The following is a 17,819-nucleotide window of genomic DNA, read 5'->3' as shown; positions in this document are numbered from 1 at the left end:
GAAAGCAACGACTTACCCGCGCGCGCTCTCGCCGTTTTCTCCTAAGACTGCCCTGCCATCGCCGGTCGTAAAGGCCGCGTTGCGGGGCATTTTTATTGATGCCCGCCAATCGATCTATCGATTGGATCTCGCCTCCAATTCTCGCACGGCCTTGAAGCCGTGCGAGGCTGCCTGCAGCGCCTCGTCGATATCGGATGCGCGATGCGCCGAGGACAGGAACATGTTGTGCTGGGGATGAAAGAACGCGCCGTGGCGGAGCGCGACTGAGCAGAACGTCCTACCCTTGCGTACTTCCGGATCAGCCTCGAACAGCATCAGCGGCATTTGTGGCGGGCCGCTTTGGCGGATCGCGATGCCGTGCTCGTTCGCCAACGATGCCAATCCCTCGCGCAGCTTCATGCCCATCGCACGAATATGCCCGGGCACATCCGTCTCGCGCGCGATCCGCAGCGTCGTTCGCGCTGCCGCCATCGCCACCGTGCCGCACCAGAACGACCCGGTAACGAATACCTTGGTGGCGGCTTCGCGGAAGCGGTCGTTGCCGGTAACGGCGGCCAGCGCGTAGCCGTTGGCGATCGCCTTGCTCCAGGCACACAGGTCCGGACGCACGCCGAACGCTTCCCAGGTCCCCCTGATATCGAGACGCAGGCCGGCCCGCACTTCGTCGATGATCAAAGCGGCGTCGGCCGCGTCGCATGCCGCACGCGCGGCTGCCGCGAATTCCTTTGTCGGCAGTTCGAGATCGCGCCCCATGTCGTGGCGGAAAGCCGTCACCAGGACTGCAGCGAGATCCTTGCCCGCTTCTTCGACCGCCGCACGCAGGCTCTGCACGTCGTTGTACTCGAAGTGTACCAGATGCGCGCGATCCTCGGCGGTCACGCCGGCAACGCTCGGCGAGCACCATGGCAGCGCGCCGTGATAGCTGCCACGCGCAACCAGCACCTTGCGGCGTCCGGTGCCGGCACGGGCGATCGTCACGCAGCACGTGGTCGCATCGCCGCCGTTCTTCTGAAACATCGCCCAATCGGCATGCGGCAGCTTGGCGACGAGATCCTCGGCAAGCTCCACCATGACCTCGCCCGGGCCGTTCAAGCAGTCGCCTTTGGCGGCCTGCGCTTCAGCCGCCGCCTGAACTTCGGAATGCCGGTGGCCGAGCAGGATGGGCCCCCAACTGCACATGAAGTCGATGTATTCGCGCCCGTCGACGTCGCGCACGCGACAGCCCTCCGCGGACGCGAAGAACTGCGGATAGCCTTCCGGGAGCCGCGCGGCATTCAAGTGGCCCCACATGCCGCCGGGAACGACCCGCTTGGCCCGCGCCCGCAACATGGCGTCCGCTGTGTGCGTTTCGCCCAACAGCGCCGTGTGCTCGGTCATGACGTTCTCTTGTTGTAGTTCGCTGAGCGGAATGAGGCCCCGGCCGCGTGGGTGGGCGGCGCAGGCGTCACACTTGCATCAAACCATCGGTCAAGACAGGCGACAACATCCCTTTGGCACGGCGCGGTCGCAAATGGCGACGGTTCCCGGTGCGCAATCAATCTGATCGGGTGGCTTTTGGCTCGCTAAGCCAATAAAAGACGCACTCCCGTCGCACGGTCGCTTGCCAAATTCGGTTCGGAGCCACGTTGAACGACTATCGTCCCATCGCCGTCCTCGCGCTCGTTGCATTCGCGTCGCTCGCCTTCGCGGGCTCCGCGACGGCGCAAAGCGCGATTGCCGCCAACGTCGCCAAACCGGGATCCCTCCCCGAAATCGCCATTGGGGCTGCCAAGGCGCCGGTGACCATCACCGAATATTCTTCGATGAGTTGCCCGCATTGCGCGGCGTTCAGCCAAAATGTGCTTCCGATGCTGCGTTCGAAATACATCGACACCGGCAAGGTACGCTTCGTGTTCCGCGAATTTCCACTCGACATCAAAGCTGCCGCAGCCTCGATACTGGCGCGCTGCGCCGGCAAGGGCGATTCCGAAAGATACCTCAGCGCAGTCGAGACCCTGTTCAAGCTGCAGGAACGCCTGATGGCGCAGACCAAGGATACGCTGATCTACGTCGGCAAATTGCATGGAATGAGCGAGCAGGAAGTCGAGACCTGCGAGCAGGATCAGGCGCAATTCGACAAGCTTACCGCCGACCAACAATACGCTTATAGCGAGTTGAAGGTTACCTCGACGCCGACTTTCTTCCTCAACGGCGTGCGGCTGCAGGGCTCGATGTCGTTCGAGGAGCTGGAAGAACGGCTCAAGCCGCTGCTGATGAAGTAACGCTCGCCGGCCGTCGCAATAACCCCTTGTCCGGCGTCGCGGCCTCGCCGATGATGGTCCCAACAAACATATTGGGGAGAGCGCCATGGCCACGGCTTTGCGGGTCTTGTTGGCAACCGCGTGGTTGCTATCCGGTGTCCTGGCGTCGTCGGCGCAAAACTATCCAAGCAAGCCGGTGCGCGTCGTGGTCGGCTTCCCAGCGGGCGGACCGACCGATGCCATCGCCCGTATCGTGGCGCAGAAGCTCACCGACCATCTCGGCCAGCAATTCTTCGTCGAGAACATCGGCGGCGCCGGCGGCAACACGGCAGCCGGCCAGGTCGCGCGCGTGACGCCGGACGGCTACACCATCATGGTGGTCAGCACCGGATTTGTCGTCAATCCCAGCCTCTATGCCAAGGTGCCATACGATCCGGTCAAGGATTTCGCGCCGGTAACGTTGGTCGCGGTTTCGCCGAATGTCGTCGTGGTCAACCCGCAGGTGCCGGCCAAAACGTTGCCGGAACTGGTGCAGCTCGTCAGGGACAAGCCCGGCAAATACAGCTTTGCCGGCCCCGGCGTCGGATCGACGCCGCATCTGGGTGGCGAGCTGTTTCGGTTGGCTTTCAAGCTTGACCTGGTCCACGTCCCGTTCACGGGCGCTGCCCCGGCTATTCAGGCGACCATCGGGGGGCACACGCCGATCGCCTTTACCGCGCTGCCGCCTGCTCTCTCGGCGGTGCAGAGCGGACAATTGCGCGCGCTTGCTGTGGCTTCGACCGAGCGGGCCGCAGGCCTGCCTGACGTACCAACCTTCGCCGAACAGGGCATCAAGGATCAGGAGGCCGACACACTCACCGGGATCGTCGCCCCCGCAGGGACGCCGAAAGAAATCGTCGATTTGCTTCACCGTGAGATTGCCAGGATTGTCGCACAGCCGGACGTGACGCAACGCCTCACGACGCTCGGCTTCAAGGCGATCGCGAATACGCCAGATCAGTTCGGCGCGCGCATCAGGCTGGAGATGGATAAGTGGGGCAAGGTGGTACGCGATGCAAAGCTGCGGATCGAGTAGTGTGCTCAGCGCGTCCCGTTCGACGTCGGCCGATCCGTAACCGCGTCCACCATCCTGATGAAGGTCAAGCCGATACGATTGTTCTGGATCCATGCGACCCGGCACTCGTGCACGATCGACGGATCCTTTGCCATCACCAGGCGAAAGTGCTGCGGGACGAAGGCCGGATTGTCGACATCGATCGCAGCGCCCTCGCGCGAGATGTTCCGCACCACGCAGCGCATCACGGAGCCACCCGACGAAACATAGGCAGGCTCCTCGATCTCCGTGCGCGGAAACTTTCGTCGCTCTTCCATCCCGTCTGTCCCATCCCGGATCGATTCCGGTCAAACTGTTAGGCTAGCGCAAAACCTTAAACAAATCGGACGTGTTCGCCGTACGGACCTCATTGTGCAAAGCGGCACGAAATCCCCATCGCCTACGCGCAGGCGTGCTCCGCGTCGCCATGGACTTGCCGATCGTGGCGATGGCGCGATAGCCTTAATCTACTGATCACTATCTACTGGTCACTGGCACGCGAACGCGACGAACCGGCAGGCTGGCCTTGAATACACCGATCGCAGACTCTGCCGATCTTGCGGGCGACCAGGCAGTGATCGCCCGGGCCGAGGCCATACGTTCTGATGTCGCAGCCGCTTCCGACGACATCGAGGCCGCGCGGCGGCTGCCGCCCACGCTGCTCGACAAGCTGCACGACGCGCAATCATTCCGTCTGTTGCTGCCCCGCTCGACCAACGGGATCGAAACCGATCCGGTGACTTTCTTCCACGTCATCGAAACCATTGCCAAGGCCGATGCTTCCACCGCCTGGTGTCTCAGCCAGGCCGGCGGTTGCGCGATGTCGGCGGCCTATCTCGACCTGCCGGTGGCGCAGGCGATCTTTGGCGATCCGCGCGCCGTACTAGCGTGGGGCCCCGGCCCCAGGGTTCGCGCGGTCGAATGCGACGGCGGCTACCGGGTAACCGGCGTCTGGTCCTTTGCATCCGGCGGCCGGCACGCGACCTGGCTCGGCGCGCATTGCCCGATCTATGCGGCCGACGGTTCGCCCAGATACGACGCCAATGGAGCCCCGCTCGAGCGCACCATGCTGGTACGCGCCGAAGACGTCGAGTGGACCGACATCTGGAACACCGTGGGCCTGCGCGGTACCGCCAGCGACCAGTTCGCGCTCAACGACTTTTTCGTACGCGCCGACCATTCGATTACGCGTGAGTTCGACCGGGAATGCCGCGAGCGCGGCCCGCTCTACCGCATGAGCAACCACACCTGCTATCAGGTCGGCTTTGCCGGTGTCGCCTGCGGCATCGCCCGCACCGCCCTCGACAACTTCGTCGATACGATGCGTAACAAGGTGCCGCGTGGCGCGAGGATCTCGTTGCGGGATAATGCCGTGGTCCAGTGCAACCTCGCCCAGGCGGAAGTTAATCTCCGCGCCGCGCGGGGCTACGTGTTGCAATCGATGGCCGACACCTGGAAGGATCTCACCGCGGGCGCCACCATCACGGTCGCGCAGCGCATGAACATCCGCATGGCCTCGACCCATGCCATCCACAAGGCGCGCGAGGCGGTCGACTTTGCCTACAACGCCGCTGGCGCGACCGCGATCTTCGAAGACCATCCGCTGGAGCGGCGGTTCCGCGACATCCATACTGTGACCCAGCAGTTGCAAGGCCAGCTCAGGCATTTTGAAACCGTCGGCGCCTGGATGATGGGCGTCGATACGGACCTTAGCTTTGTTTAGGGAGAGCGACCATGGGACTTGGCGGATTGCAGCATTACACCATCGAGCCCGCCGATCTTGAGCGCACCAAGGATTTCTATTGCGATGTGCTCGGGCTGGAAAACGGCGATCGCCCGCCGCTCGATTTCCCCGGCTATTGGCTCTATTCCGGCGGCACGGCCACGGTGCATCTGATGGGCACGCGCAAGCCGCGTGAGGGCATCGTCGTCCGTGGTACCGAGAAGAAGTATGAGGATACCGGCCGGCTTGACCATATCGCCTTTGCCGCCACCGACGTTGAGGGCATGCGCAAGCGGCTGCAGTCGAAAGGCGTCAAATTCCGCGAGAGCGTCGTGCCGCGCACCGGCGACATCCAGTTCTTTCTCTACGATCCCGATGGCGTCGGCGTGGAGCTGAACTTTCCGAAAACCTAAGGCCTGCGCCCCGCCTGGGTCCGGGCTCGACTGGCTGAGCCGTGCCTATCAGACGAGCAGGACACAGCAGCGCCAAGGCCGCACGTGATGTTGGGGTGCAACACTACCGATGAAAGACTGAAGTTCCCGACAACGCCGCAAGTCAGCCACGACTAAGGCGCGAGTTGGTCCGGTTTTCTTCATCATTGCAATGAGATTGGAGGAGCCGCGCCGCTGCGGCAGAATAGCCGGGTGCCGCGCCTTTCAACCTACCCCAGGGCACGCGTGCCCGGCTATTCGTCCGACCAACCCGCTTTAGTCGAGCCCGCGCTCGTGGCTCAGGTTGACCATTTCCTGAATGAAGACAGCCTTTTGCTTGTCGTCCAGGGTGGCAAATAGCGGCTCGGCGGCATCGGCCACGTTGCGCTGATCGACGGCGCGATCATTGAGAAATTGAGCCTCGTTGCGCATCTGCTCGATGATGTCGTCGGGAGGATCGCGTTTGGCGCGCGCGACGCGGAGATTGAGCCGGTCGGCACCGTTATGGCCGAGATAGTGCATCGCACTGTTGAACGCAGCCCAATGCTTCTCCTGCTCGGGCGTGAGATTTAGCTCCTTCTTGATCCGCTCGATATTGGCATCACTGTTGGCGACGATCTGTTCGGCGGTCAGTTGCGGCGCGCCGGCCTGGGTGAGGACGGCCGGCTGCTGCGGTTGTTGCTGCTTTGCGGTCTTCGTCGCTTTGGACCCCTTCGAAGGCTTCGCGGTATCGCCCTGCTTGGAAGCCTCGCCTTGTTTGGAATCCTTCGCCGCCGGTGCCTGTCCGCCCTTGTTGTTATTGTTGCCCCCGGTCAGGACGCCGGTGACACCGGTGACCACGCCGACGACGCCGCCGATCGCGCCGCCCAGCACGCCACCGACCGGGCCGGCAGCCTTGTTGCCTTCGCGCGCCCCTTGTTGCACGCCCTGCACCAGCCCTTGCGCGTTCGCGGTCGCACATGTGCCAAGAGCCAGCACGGCTATGGCGCGAAGTACAAAACACCAACGCGACGGCGTCGGCGCAAGCTGCTGAGGACGTATCATTGTCGGGTCTCCATGGTCCGATCGAGAAATTTGCCACGCGCAATCGCCAAGGCGCGCGAGAATCCCTCTTTGCCTAAACTATCGTTTCCGCCCCAAACTCGTCCACCGCTGCGCCGGACGGTTCCCGGCAGGAAACAGCTTCCGGGCAAGGCGTTACATGCGCGTTCGATCGACTGCGGCGCAATTGCGCACCCGCTCGAGCGCAGAGTGTGCGGCGCAATATCGTCGTCGATTATTGACGATGCCGACGACACGACATCGTCGCTCCCGCGGCCCGGAATTTCCACGCAACGTTAGTTCAATGACGGCGGCCGCTGTGTTTTCTCGACAGATGCAAACAATTCTGGTCTGATCCGATTACAAAATCTCCGCTGGCGGCCGCCTCGAAGCGGCTCTCTCCTCCAGACGGAGAAGAATAATAAGAAGCAAAATCTGGCTCAGCAAAGAGGAAACGCTATGTCACGCAGGAAGCTTTCTCGCCGACAATTCGTTGCTGCGACAGCGCTATCATCCGCAGCGCTCATCACCGCGCCCTATGTGCGCGGCGCCCACGCCGCCGGTAAGCTCTCGATCGGTTTCTGGGACCACTGGGTTCCCGGCGCCAACAAGGCCTCGACAGATATCGTCAATGCCTGGAAGGAGAAGGAGAAGGTCGAGGTTCAGATCGACTACATCCCGAGCCAGGGCAACAAGAACCTGCTCACCATCGCAGCCGAAGCACAGGCGAAATCCGGCCACGACATTCTCGCCATGCCGACCTGGTGGCCGCATGCGCAGGCCGAGTTGCTGGAACCCATGAACGACGTCATGGAAGGCCTCATCAAGCAGAACGGCGAACCTAACGGTACCGTGAAATATCTCGGCCAGTCCAAAGGCAAATGGCTCGCCGTGCCCGCGAGCGTCGGCAGCCAGATCAAGGGGCCCTGTTCCCGCATCGATCTGATGAAGCAGCATGCCGGCATCGACGTGCAAGCACTGTATCCTGCCGGTGCCCCGCCGAAGGCCGATAGCTGGACCCTGGACACCTTCCTCAAGGCCGCGGAGGCTTGCCAGAAAGGCGGCGTTCCGTTCGGCATCGGACTTGGCGAGACCAGCGACAACGTCGATACAGCGGGAGCAATCTTCCAGTCGTTCGGTGCAGCCCTCGTCGATGAGAAGGGTAACGTCACCGTCAAGACCGATGCGGTACGCCAGGCACTGGAATTCTACAAGAAGCTGATCTCCTTCCTGCCGCCGGACGCCGGCGCCTGGGATGACTCCTCCAACAACAAATGGCTGGTCTCCGGCAGGGGCGCCATGGTCATGAACCCGCCGAGCGCCTGGGCGGTCGCCAAGCGCGACGCACCGCAGGTGGCCGAGCAGTGCTGGACTCATGGCTTCCCGGCCGGACCGAAGGGCCGCTACGCGCCGTACCTCTCCTACTTCTGGGGCACCTGGTCGTTCTCCAAGAACAAGGAAGCGGCCAAGAGCGTGCTCAGGGCGCTTTCGCAACCGGATGCGATCGAGAAGATGTGCGTAGCGAGCGGAGGCTACGATCTGCCCTGCTACGAAAAACTAACCACGCTGAAGGTCTGGCAGGAGGAAGGGCCGCCAAAGGGCACGCTCTACCACTATCCGAACCCGCACAACCATCAGACCCTTTCGATCGCCGCGGCACCGGCCCCACCGAAGATCGCACAGCAGATCTACACGCAGGCGACCCTGACCAAGATGTGCCTGCGCTATCATCAGGGTGAAGCGATGGAAAAGGTGCTCGCCTGGGCCGAAGGTGAGTGCGAAGGCTTCATGCGGAGCTGACGGACGGGGATACCCTGGCGGCCTGCCTGATCGCAGGCCGCCATTTCCCTATCCGCCTTCAATCGTAGGCCCGGCAAAGCCGACAGAAACGTATCAGGGATGAAAGCACACCATGGCTGACGTCGCATTGCAGCCGAACCGGGGCGCCGCACAAGCCGCGCGCAAGCGCTCGAGCCTGCACAAAATGCTCAGGCGCAAATCGACAGTGGCGTTCCTGATGACGCTGCCGCTGATCCTCCTGATCGCGACCCTCGTGATCTATCCGGCCTTCTATGCGCTGCACTTGGCGACCTTGAACAAGTCGATGCAGCGCTTCGTCGCGCTCAGCAATTTCGAATTCCTGTTCAGGCGCGAGACGTTCTGGCTCGTCGTCAAGCAGTCCTGCATCTTCGCGATCACGGCCGTCGTCTTCAAAGCGCTGCTGGGCTTTATCATTGCGCATTTCGTTCACAACATACCGGCCAAGGGCCAGCGCAAATGGCGCGGCATGCTGCTGGTGCCGTGGGTGATTCCGCCGGCGATGAGCACGCTCGCCTGGCTGTGGCTGTTCGATCCCTCCTACAGTGCGTTCAACTATACGCTCTCCTTCTTCGGCATCGGGCCGATCCCATGGACCGGCGATGCCATGTGGGCGCGCTTCTCGGTCATTCTCGTCAACATCTGGGTCGGTGCGCCGTTCTTTATGATCATGTACCTGGCGGCGCTGAAATCCGTGCCGGAACAGCTTTACGAGGCCGCCGCCATCGATGGCGCCAATTGGTGGCAACGCATCTGGTACGTGACGCTGCCGATGATGCGAAATATCATCGCGATTACGACGCTGTTCTCGCTGATCGTGACGTTCGCCAATTTTGACATCGTACGCATCCTGACCGCGGGCGGCCCGCTCGATCACACCCATATCTTCGCGACGTGGGCGTTCCGCATCGGAATCGAGGGCAGCGATATACCGCTGGGCGCCAGCGTCTCCCTCTTCATGGTGCCGATCCTGGCGATCGCAGCGATTTTCATCCTGCGCGACATCAACAAACGCGGGAACGAAGCCTGATGACCACGGCAACAATCGACAAGGCCGCGCCGACCCGCAAGGTCAAGTATGGCAGCATGAGCCGCGACCGGGCCTGGGCGCTGCGCTGGTCGTATTTCTTCCTGGTGATCTTCGCGATCTTCTCACTGACGCCGCCGATCTACATGCTCATCACGTCATTGAAGAGCAGCGCGGAGATTTCGGCGGCGACAAATCCGTGGTGGGTGTTCCATCCTACGCTGGACAATTACATCTCGCTGCTCACATCGAACCAGTTCCTGCGCTTCTTCTGGAACTCGGCGATCGTCTCCATCTTCGTCGTCACCATCACCATGCTGATATCGGTGCCGGCGGCTTTCGCCCTGGCGCGAATGCGGTTCTGGGGTTCGGCAACGCTCGCGACGGGCGTGTTCCTGACCTATCTCATTCCCGAGACACTGCTCTTCATTCCGCTTTTCAAGATGTTCGCGGTGATCGGCGACTGGACCGGCATCCAGCTCATCAACAGATGGTACGTGCTGCTCATTCTCTATCCGACGCTCACGGTGCCGTTCTGCACGTGGATCATGATTGGCTACTTCGCCTCGATCCCGAAGGAGCTGGATGAAGCGGCCGTCATCGACGGCGCCTCATGGATCCAGACGCTGACGCGGATATTCATTCCGGTTGCCTTTCCCGGCATCATCGCGGCGACCATCTTCGCTTTCACAGTCTCCTGGGCGCAATTCCTCTATCCGCTGGTGTTCACGACGTCGACCGATCAACTCGTGATGCCGGTCGGGATCATCACCACGCTGATCAAGGGTGACGTGTTCAACTGGGGGCAGATCATGACCGGCGCCTTGCTCGGCGCAGCGCCGCCGCTCATCATCTACGCGTTCCTGATGGACTATTACATTGCCGGCCTGACCGCCGGTGCGACAAAGGGTTGATCTCATGGCTGACGTGACGTTGCGTAAGGTTGTGAAGCGCTATGACGAGGTCGAGGCGGTGCGCGGCATCGACCTCGACATCGCGGACCATGAGTTCGTGGTGTTGGTCGGACCATCGGGGTGCGGAAAGTCGACAACGCTGCGGATGATCGCCGGCCTGGAAGATATCTCCGACGGCGACATCATGATCGGCGGCGACATCGTCAACGACGTGCCACCGAAGGATCGCGATATCGCGATGGTGTTTCAGAACTACGCGCTCTATCCGCATATGACGGTCGCGGAGAACATGTCGTTCGGATTGCGGCTGAAGCGCTATCCGAAGGCCGAGATCAAGAGCCGTATCGACGAGGCTGCGCGCATGCTCGACATCGTCGAACTGGTCGACCGCAAGCCGAAGCAATTGTCCGGCGGCCAGCGCCAGCGCGTCGCCATGGGCCGCGCCATCGTGCGTAACCCAAAGGTGTTTCTGTTCGACGAGCCGTTGTCCAACCTCGACGCCAAGCTGCGCGTGCAGATGCGGATCGAGATCAAGAAGGTGCACCAGAAGGTTCGCACCACGACGGTCTACGTGACCCACGACCAGGTGGAGGCGATGACGCTGGCCGACCGCGTGGTGGTGATGAACCATGGCCGGATCGAGCAGATCGGCACGCCGAACGAGCTCTATCACAAGCCGGCAACGAAATTCGTCGCCAGCTTCATCGGTTCGCCGGCGATGAATTTCATCCCGTGCCGGTTGGAGGATCTCGCCGGCAAGTTGCACATCCGGTTGACCGACCGCATCGCCTTCCCGCTGCCGCCGGCCCGCGCCGCCCGATATCAGGGCATTCCGCGCACCGACAAATTGCTGCTGGGGCTGCGGCCCGAGCATATCACCGAGGCTCGGCCGCATCTTGCACCCGGCGTGGAGGCCTTCGACACCGTGCTCGACGTCACCGAGCCGATGGGAATGGAGACGCTGATCTATTTTACGTTGGAAGGCTCGCAGGTCTGCGGCCGGGTCAACCCCAATGCCGGCGCGCAGGATGGCGCCCCCCTCCGATTGGCTGTGGACCTCAACAATATGCACCTGCTAAACGAGGTGACTGGCGTCGTCCTTTGACGGCGCAATTGCGTGACCTAAGGGCAGGAAATGACTACCAACAAGAAGAAAATCTTCATTACGGAATCGATGTCGCAGCAGGGAAGAGCGCTGCTTCACGCGCGAGACGACATCGAACTCGTCGAATTTCCCAACATGATTTCGCAGGAAGATTTCAACATCAAGCTGAAGGAGCATGCGCCGGTCCATGGCGTTGCCCTCGGAGCCACCCGCTTCGGCGAGCCCGAGCTCGAATCCTCCAAGGACATGCTGGTCGTCACCCGGATCGGCGTCGGGTTCGACGCCGTCGACGTTCCCGCGCTGAGCCGTCGCAAGGTGCCGCTGATGGTGGCCGGCACCGCCAATTCGCCGTCGGTTGCCGAACATGCGCTGTTCATGATGCTGACGCTCGCCAAGCGCGCAATGGAAATGCATTCGCTGGTCAGGGACGACAGATGGGCTGATAGGCTCGGGATGCTGCCCTACGACCTCTTCGGCAAGACCGTCCTGATCGTCGGTTTCGGGCGCATCGGCACGCGCACCGCCAAGCGCTGCCTCGCGATGGAAATGAACGTCCTGGTTTTCGACCCCTATAAGCCCCCCGCCGACATCAAGGCCGCCGGTTGCGAACCGGTCGCCGACCTCAACGCGGCACTGCCGCGCGCCGACTTCGTCAGCATCCATTGCCCAAAGAACCCGGAGACGGTCGGCATGTTCAATGCCGACAGGCTGAATCGGATGCAGCCGTCAGCCTATCTGATCAACACGGCGCGCGGCGGAATCGTGGACGAGGCCGCGCTGCACGCCGCGCTGGTGTCCGGCAAGCTTGCCGGCGCGGGCCTCGATGTTTTCGAGCAGGAGCCGCCGCCAGCCGGTCAGGCGTTGCTCGCCCTGCCGAACGTCATCATGGCGCCGCATATCGCCGGCGTCACCGTGGAAGCCGTGGACCGGATGAGCGAGCAGACCGCCCGCAACATTCTGAGCGTATTGGACGGCGATCCCTTGCGCCAGAACGTGATCAATCAGGACGTGCTCGGCTAGATCGTCCGCAGCAAATGGCCCCAGGCATGGCCGGTCTATCGGCCGGCCGGCAAACGAGGTGTGTGCATGGCCTTCAAGGCATACGGCGATTACGACGCGGTCGGCCTTGCCGAACTGGTTCGGAAGAAGGAGGTCTCGGCCAAGGAATTGCTCGACGAGGCCATCGCCCGCACGGCAAAGGTCGATCCGCAGATCAATGCGGTGGTCGTCAAGCATTACGAGTATGCCGAGCGTCAGATCGAACACGGCCTGCCCGACGGTCCCTTTACCGGCGTGCCATTTCTGCTGAAGGACCTCGACCTCCTGGAGGGCACGCGCACGACGTCAGGAGCCACGGTCCTGAAGGATTTCGTGGCTGACCACACCGGGACGCTGGCGCGGCGTTTCCTCGAGACCGGCGTATCCATCTTCGGCAAGAGCTCCAGTCCCGAATTCGGACTGATGCCGACGACGGAGTCGCGCCTGTTCGGGCCAACCCGCAATCCCTGGAATCTGGAGCATTCTTCCGGCGGGTCGTCCGGCGGCGCCGCTGCGGCCGTTGCAGCCCGCATCCTTCCTGTCGCGCACGCCAGCGATGGCGGCGGCTCGATCCGCATCCCCGCCTCCGCTTCCGGCGTGTTTGGCTTAAAGCCTACACGAGCGCGCAATCCGCTCGGCCCCGATCGCGGCGAAGGCTGGGGCGGATTCTCCTGTGGCCATGTCGTGAGCATCAGCGTGCGCGATAGCGCGGTGATGATGGACGCGATCCACGGCCCGGAGCCGTCGAGCCCCTATTTCGCGCCGCCGCCTGAGCGGCCGTTTTCGCAGGAAGTCGGCCGCGACCCGGGCAAGCTCCGTATCTCGTTCACCGATAAATCGCCTTATGGCGATGCCATCGATCCGGAAATCGCGGCAGCCGTGCGCGAGATCGCAAGCCTTCTGGCGGGGCTCGGCCATCACGTCGAGGAACAGGCGCCGGCGCTTGCCGCCGATCCAGCCGCGGTCATGACCACTATCGTCAGCAGCAACACCGCACTGACGGTTCGTTTGATCGAGCAGCGGCTCGGGCGAGAAATGACGGATAATGATCTCGAGATATTGACGCTGGCGCAGTCGCGCAACGCGACGAGGACCTCGGCGACCGACTATGTGGCCGCCCAGCTCGCCGCCTTCCAGATTTCCCGCTCACTGGCGACCTTCTTCGAGAGCTGCGACGTCTTCCTGTGCCCGACCCTGTGCGCACCGCCGCTGCGCATCGGCGAACTCAACACCATGTCAAACGATCTGTCGCACATTGCCCCGATCCTGCGCCGCTATATGCCCGGCACCTCCATGTTCAACATGTCCGGGCAGCCGGCGATGTCGGTGCCGCTGGCCTGGAATATGGCCGGATTGCCGCTTGGCATGATGTTTTCGGCCAGGTTCGGCGACGAGGCCACCCTGTTCCGCCTGGCCGGCCAACTCGAACAGGTCCGGCCCTGGAAGAACAAATTACCGCCGGTGCGCGCTTAGCTACGCCCCAAAAAAGCCACGGATTGACAAAGCATGGCTTTATTCGGAAGCAAGCAAAGGGCCGTGGGCGGCGACGGATACTGATTCCGCAAACGGGCTCGATCCGGAGGCTGAATCGTGACCCTGAGCGACCCGACCGACAACGCCCTGGCGACCATCGCCAGCATCCTTGACCCGCCGGAAAGCCGTCGCGAACCCGACAAGCCCGCGGTCGCGGCGCAGATACCGGTGGGCCCTCCGCCCATCCCCACATCTCCTCCGCCCATCGAGGCTCACGGCTACTGCAAGTTCGGGCCCGGTCCGATGACCGCGATCCGTTTCAAATGGACGGTCCGCCTCGACAATGGCGATTACTATGTCGACGAGACCATCGGCGAGAACTCCACGCCGATAGTCACCGGGCCGATGTCGAGGGAAGCCGCGATCCAGATGGTCGACGATCGCGAAAGCAACGCGCGCCGACGCTTCGAGCAATTGAAGAGCGAGATGACCGAGCGTAGCGCCGCCGCCAATCTGGCGCGCAAGGATAACGGCGAGGCGTAACTTCCGCCGTTGTTGACGGCTATCTCGGCGGTCCCAGAAAATCCTTCTTGGCCAGATCGACACCGGCATGGCGCAGGATGTCGTAGGCCGTCGTGACATGAAAGAAGAACTGCGGAACGCTGAACGTCAACAGCAACGATTTTCCGGTGAATTTCCGCCGGGTTCCGTTCTTGAACGTGAATGCGACTTCCTTGTCGGCTGCGGCGTCGATCTCGGCACGCGGCAACTCTTGCAGGAAATCGATCGCCTCCGATGTCCGCGACTTGAGCGCGACAATGTCGGGCTCGGCATCCGAAAATTCGTGAGGCGCATGGCCGGCCAGCAACGCGCAGGCAACCACCGCATGCCGATTGGCCTCTGCTACCTGCTGCTTCAGGCTGTACATGGTGGGTGAGAGCCGCATGTTCAGAAGGACAGCGGGATCGATGTTTCGGGCTTCAGCATGGGCGGCGGCCTTGTCGAGAAGACCGGACAGATTTCCGAGACACGGCACGAACACGCCGACGGAAGCCTCGTAGAGCGAGATGGTCACGATTGCAATTTCTCCGGCTGGCACCGCGCGGATATCTGGTTTAAATCGGCGCCATCGATTCAGAGTGTCATTTAATTTGTCGGCGGAGAAGACCTGATGCTTCGAGTGTTCGTTAGCCTTGCAATGGCTGTCGTGTGGACCGTTGTCGCCCACGCTCAGCCGGCGAATTCCCGCCTCGACGACATCATCAAGCGCGGCACGCTGCGGGTCGGCATGACCGGCGACTATTTGCCGTTCACCTATCTCGACAAGGCGACGTCAAAATTCCGCGGCTTCGACGTAGACATGGCGGAAGCGCTGGGCAAGGCGCTCGGCGTGAAGGTCGAGTTCGTTCAAACAGCGTGGCCGCAGCTCATGAAGGATTTCGAAGCCGACAATTTCGATATCGCGATGGGCGGCGTCTCGATCACGCTCGACCGACAGAAAAAGGGCCTGTTCTCGACTCCGATCATGCGTGAAGGCAAGACGCCGATCGCCCGCTGCGCCGATCAGGGCAAGTATGAGACCATCACCGATATCGACAAGGCCGGCACCCGCGTCATCGTCAATCCCGGCGGGACCAATGAACGCTTCGCCAAGGCGAACATCAAGAACGCCGAGATCAAGATGTGGAACGACAACGTCACGATTTTCGACGAGATCGCCAAGGGCAATGCCGACCTGATGATGACGGACGCTTCGGAGACCCGCTATCAGCAAAAGCAGCACGCCGGCGTGCTCTGCGCGGTGCATCCGGACAAACCGTTCGACTTTGCCGAGAAGGCCTACTGGCTGCAGCGCGACATGGCGCTGAAGGCCTTTGTCGATCAATGGCTGCACATTGCTATCCAGGACGGAAGCTTCAGGAAAATTTATGCCACCTGGTTCGATTGATTCTCGGTTGGACGAACGTTGTTTTCCGAGGAAATTGACCGTCCATTGGGCGCAACTTAGACTGCCGCGGTCGAATTGAACCAAAGCGGCTAGTACACGACTTATAGTTTGAAAGTGATCTGGATCACGTTGAGTGAAGCTGCCGCTGCGTAGTAGCTGCGGGAATCCGGATTCCCTGTTCAGGAGGTCGTTATAATGAAGAAGTGCCTCGCTATCGCCGCGCTCTTGCTGGCTGGCACCGTCACCGCTGCGCACGCGCAGTACACTTTCGAGTATGGCGGCCGCACCATTACGATCGATCCCGATCGCGGCACCGTTTCCATTCCGGGCGTCTACGACAATACCGGCAAGAAGACCAAACGCGCGCGTGGCGAGGAAGGGGATCTTGATCGTCCGACCAGGAAGGCTCCGCAGCAGGCAAAGACTTCCCCGCAGGCCGCACCCGAGGCTGCGCCAGCGCCGGCCGCGCCGGCACCAGCAGAGCAAGCGGCTGCCCCTGCGACCGCGCCGGCACCTGCTGCCCCCGCTCCGGCCGCTCCCGCCGCGGCAACAGCAGCGCCGTCGAGCACGACGGCAGCCGTTGCACCGGCTGACGCCGCCGCGCCTGCGGCGGCAGCGCCCGCTGCCCCCCCAGTGGCACAGAACGCCGCGCCGGCAGTCCCGCCAGCACCAGCTCCCGTTGCCGCGCCGGCGCCACCGCCGCCGCAACAGAAACAGGCCGCGGCTCCGGCAGATTCGGCGGCGCCTGCGAACTCACCGCTCGGCGTTTGGCTGACCGAGGAGAAGGAAGGCAAGGTGCGGATCGAACCGTGCGGCCCCAATCTCTGCGGCTATTCCGTCGACAAGAAGTCGAACCAGAACGGCGAGCAGGTCCTGATCAACATGAAGCCCGGCAAGGACAAGTGGAGCGGCCGGATTTTCGATCCGAACACCGGCAGCACCTACGATTCCACGATCGCCCTCAAGGGCACTGACAGCCTGCGCGTTCAGGGCTGCGCCTTCGGCGGCATGTTCTGCGGCGGCCAGACCTGGACCCGCGTCAACTGACTCCTCGCGTCATTTTGACGAGCGTGACGCTGTTGGACGGAGTCCTTCTTTGAGATCTTGTCCCACGTCCCGCGCGTGATGACAGTCACGGTCGCCTTGGAGCGGCTATGGAACTATGGACGTGTCCAACAACAGGGGCACGCCATGGGAACTCTTCGCAAATCTGCTCTCGCCGTTTCGCTACTTGCCGTGTTGGCCACCACGACGCCATCCGCAGCCGCAACATTCGACGGCGACTGGAATGTGCAGATCACATCGTCGAACGCCGCTTGCAGCAGCGGCGCGTCAGTCTTGATCGGCATCAACAACGGCCAGGTCGCCTCGCACAACGCGGCTGTCACGGCCTCCGGCCGCGTAGCGGAGGCCGGCGCCATCCGCGTGACCCTTGCAAGCGGCATGAAGCGAGCAGTCGGCTCCGGCGTTCTCACGGGCACGTCGGGATCGGGCACATGGCGCGCGGCCCTCTGCTCCGGCACCTGGACTGCGCAGCGGATGTGAAGCGGCAGGAACTCAGCCGACCTTCTCGGAATATTCCGCGTCTGTCACATGTTCCATCCAGGTCACGTAGCTACCGTCGAGCGCTTCCTGCATGGCGATGTGGGTCATGGCGTTGGTCGGCGAGGCGCCATGCCAGTGCTTCTCGCCGGGCGGAATCCAGACGACATCACCGGGGCGAATTTCCCTGATCGGACCGCCCTTGGCCTGCACCCGTCCGACCCCCGAGATGACGTAGAGCGTCTGACCCAGCGGATGCGTATGCCACGCCGTGCGCGCGCCGGGCTCAAAGGAGACGCGCGTCGAGGCCAGCCGTGCCGGCGCCTCGGTCTGGATGATCGGATCCTGCAGCACCGTGCCGGTGAAATATTCGGTCGGCGCCCGGCGCGTTGGCCGGGAGCCCGCGAGATGGATTTCCATGGAGTT

At 62.5% G+C, this 17,819-nt stretch carries 19 protein-coding genes; 14 read left to right on the top strand and 5 right to left on the bottom strand.

Annotated elements, in window-relative coordinates; genetic code table 11:
• Nucleotides 1–114: 114 nt before the first annotated feature.
• Entirely contained in the window at nt 115–1,377 is a 1,263-nt protein-coding gene (locus V1278_RS22205; protein ID WP_334382197.1) for an aminotransferase class III-fold pyridoxal phosphate-dependent enzyme, read from the bottom strand.
• 248 nt (nt 1,378–1,625) lie between these two features.
• On the opposite strand from V1278_RS22205, the gene V1278_RS22200 reads away from it, so the two are divergent.
• Nucleotides 1,626–2,261, top strand: a complete 636-nt coding sequence (locus V1278_RS22200; RefSeq protein WP_334362702.1) for a DsbA family protein — start codon at nt 1,626–1,628, stop codon at nt 2,259–2,261.
• A gap of 85 nt (nt 2,262–2,346) precedes the next feature.
• A complete protein-coding gene (locus V1278_RS22195) occupies nt 2,347–3,315 on the top strand; it encodes a Bug family tripartite tricarboxylate transporter substrate binding protein (protein WP_334382196.1) in 969 nt (322 codons plus the stop codon).
• Nucleotides 3,316–3,320: 5 nt separating this feature from the next.
• On the opposite strand, the gene V1278_RS22190 is transcribed toward V1278_RS22195, so the two are convergent.
• Nucleotides 3,321–3,611 (bottom strand): PilZ domain-containing protein, encoded by a 291-nt coding sequence (locus V1278_RS22190; RefSeq protein WP_334382195.1) that lies wholly within the window; start codon nt 3,609–3,611, stop codon nt 3,321–3,323.
• A 248-nt stretch (nt 3,612–3,859) separates the two neighbouring features.
• Between V1278_RS22190 and V1278_RS22185 the strand changes: the two genes are divergently transcribed.
• Nucleotides 3,860–5,056 carry an acyl-CoA dehydrogenase family protein gene (locus V1278_RS22185; protein ID WP_334382194.1) on the top strand — a complete coding sequence of 399 codons (1,197 nt, stop codon included), beginning with the start codon at nt 3,860–3,862 and terminating at the stop codon, nt 5,054–5,056.
• An 11-nt stretch (nt 5,057–5,067) separates the two neighbouring features.
• Entirely contained in the window at nt 5,068–5,469 is a 402-nt protein-coding gene (locus V1278_RS22180; RefSeq protein WP_028346045.1) for a VOC family protein, read from the top strand.
• 294 nt (nt 5,470–5,763) lie between these two features.
• Here V1278_RS22180 and V1278_RS22175 read toward each other — a convergent pair whose 3' ends face one another.
• Complete coding sequence (locus tag V1278_RS22175) at nt 5,764–6,531, bottom strand: Spy/CpxP family protein refolding chaperone (protein WP_334382193.1); 768 nt, start codon at nt 6,529–6,531, stop codon at nt 5,764–5,766.
• 456 nt (nt 6,532–6,987) lie between these two features.
• Here V1278_RS22175 and V1278_RS22170 point away from each other — a divergent pair, with 456 nt between their 5' ends.
• From V1278_RS22170 to V1278_RS22140, 7 genes are all read left to right on the top strand, one after another.
• Nucleotides 6,988–8,328, top strand: a complete 1,341-nt coding sequence (locus V1278_RS22170) for an ABC transporter substrate-binding protein (protein ID WP_334382192.1) — start codon at nt 6,988–6,990, stop codon at nt 8,326–8,328.
• 112 nt (nt 8,329–8,440) lie between these two features.
• Complete coding sequence (locus V1278_RS22165; RefSeq protein ID WP_334362710.1) at nt 8,441–9,376, top strand: carbohydrate ABC transporter permease; 936 nt, start codon at nt 8,441–8,443, stop codon at nt 9,374–9,376.
• The gene (locus tag V1278_RS22160) at nt 9,376–10,287 is read left to right on the top strand and encodes a carbohydrate ABC transporter permease (protein WP_334362711.1); all 912 of its coding nucleotides are present in this window, start codon (nt 9,376–9,378) and stop codon (nt 10,285–10,287) included. Before V1278_RS22165 ends, V1278_RS22160 begins: the two co-directional genes overlap by 1 nt.
• Nucleotides 10,288–10,291: 4 nt before the next feature.
• Nucleotides 10,292–11,392 (top strand): ABC transporter ATP-binding protein, encoded by a 1,101-nt coding sequence (locus V1278_RS22155; protein ID WP_334362712.1) that lies wholly within the window; start codon nt 10,292–10,294, stop codon nt 11,390–11,392.
• A 30-nt stretch (nt 11,393–11,422) separates the two neighbouring features.
• Entirely contained in the window at nt 11,423–12,412 is a 990-nt protein-coding gene (locus tag V1278_RS22150) for a hydroxyacid dehydrogenase (protein WP_334382191.1), read from the top strand.
• 66 nt (nt 12,413–12,478) lie between these two features.
• Nucleotides 12,479–13,903: an amidase gene (locus V1278_RS22145; RefSeq protein ID WP_334382190.1), complete on the top strand. Its 1,425-nt coding sequence runs from the start codon at nt 12,479–12,481 to the stop codon at nt 13,901–13,903.
• Nucleotides 13,904–14,020: 117 nt separating this feature from the next.
• Nucleotides 14,021–14,446 carry a hypothetical protein gene (locus V1278_RS22140; protein WP_334382189.1) on the top strand — a complete coding sequence of 142 codons (426 nt, stop codon included), beginning with the start codon at nt 14,021–14,023 and terminating at the stop codon, nt 14,444–14,446.
• A 19-nt stretch (nt 14,447–14,465) separates the two neighbouring features.
• Here V1278_RS22140 and V1278_RS22135 read toward each other — a convergent pair whose 3' ends face one another.
• Nucleotides 14,466–14,978, bottom strand: coding sequence for a DUF1993 domain-containing protein (locus V1278_RS22135; RefSeq protein ID WP_334382188.1), 513 nt, complete (start codon nt 14,976–14,978; stop codon nt 14,466–14,468).
• 96 nt (nt 14,979–15,074) lie between these two features.
• Here V1278_RS22135 and V1278_RS22130 point away from each other — a divergent pair, with 96 nt between their 5' ends.
• The 3 genes from V1278_RS22130 to V1278_RS22120 all read left to right on the top strand — a co-directional run bounded on the left by V1278_RS22130 (nt 15,075) and on the right by V1278_RS22120 (nt 17,396).
• Nucleotides 15,075–15,851: a transporter substrate-binding domain-containing protein gene (locus V1278_RS22130; protein ID WP_334382187.1), complete on the top strand. Its 777-nt coding sequence runs from the start codon at nt 15,075–15,077 to the stop codon at nt 15,849–15,851.
• 195 nt (nt 15,852–16,046) lie between these two features.
• Nucleotides 16,047–16,898, top strand: a complete 852-nt coding sequence (locus tag V1278_RS22125) for a DUF2147 domain-containing protein (protein WP_334382186.1) — start codon at nt 16,047–16,049, stop codon at nt 16,896–16,898.
• A 144-nt stretch (nt 16,899–17,042) separates the two neighbouring features.
• The gene (locus tag V1278_RS22120) at nt 17,043–17,396 is read left to right on the top strand and encodes a hypothetical protein (RefSeq protein WP_334382185.1); all 354 of its coding nucleotides are present in this window, start codon (nt 17,043–17,045) and stop codon (nt 17,394–17,396) included.
• Between the two features lie 12 nt (nt 17,397–17,408).
• Here V1278_RS22120 and V1278_RS22115 read toward each other — a convergent pair whose 3' ends face one another.
• The gene (locus tag V1278_RS22115) at nt 17,409–17,813 is read right to left on the bottom strand and encodes a (R)-mandelonitrile lyase (protein ID WP_057845510.1); all 405 of its coding nucleotides are present in this window, start codon (nt 17,811–17,813) and stop codon (nt 17,409–17,411) included.
• Nucleotides 17,814–17,819: the final 6 nt, after the last annotated feature.

The organism is Bradyrhizobium sp. AZCC 1577 (assembly GCF_036924575.1).
Classification (GTDB): Bacteria; Pseudomonadota; Alphaproteobacteria; order Rhizobiales; family Xanthobacteraceae; genus Bradyrhizobium.
The sequence above is the reverse complement of the archived record's forward strand: the minus strand, read 5'-3'. Positions and strand labels throughout refer to the sequence as shown.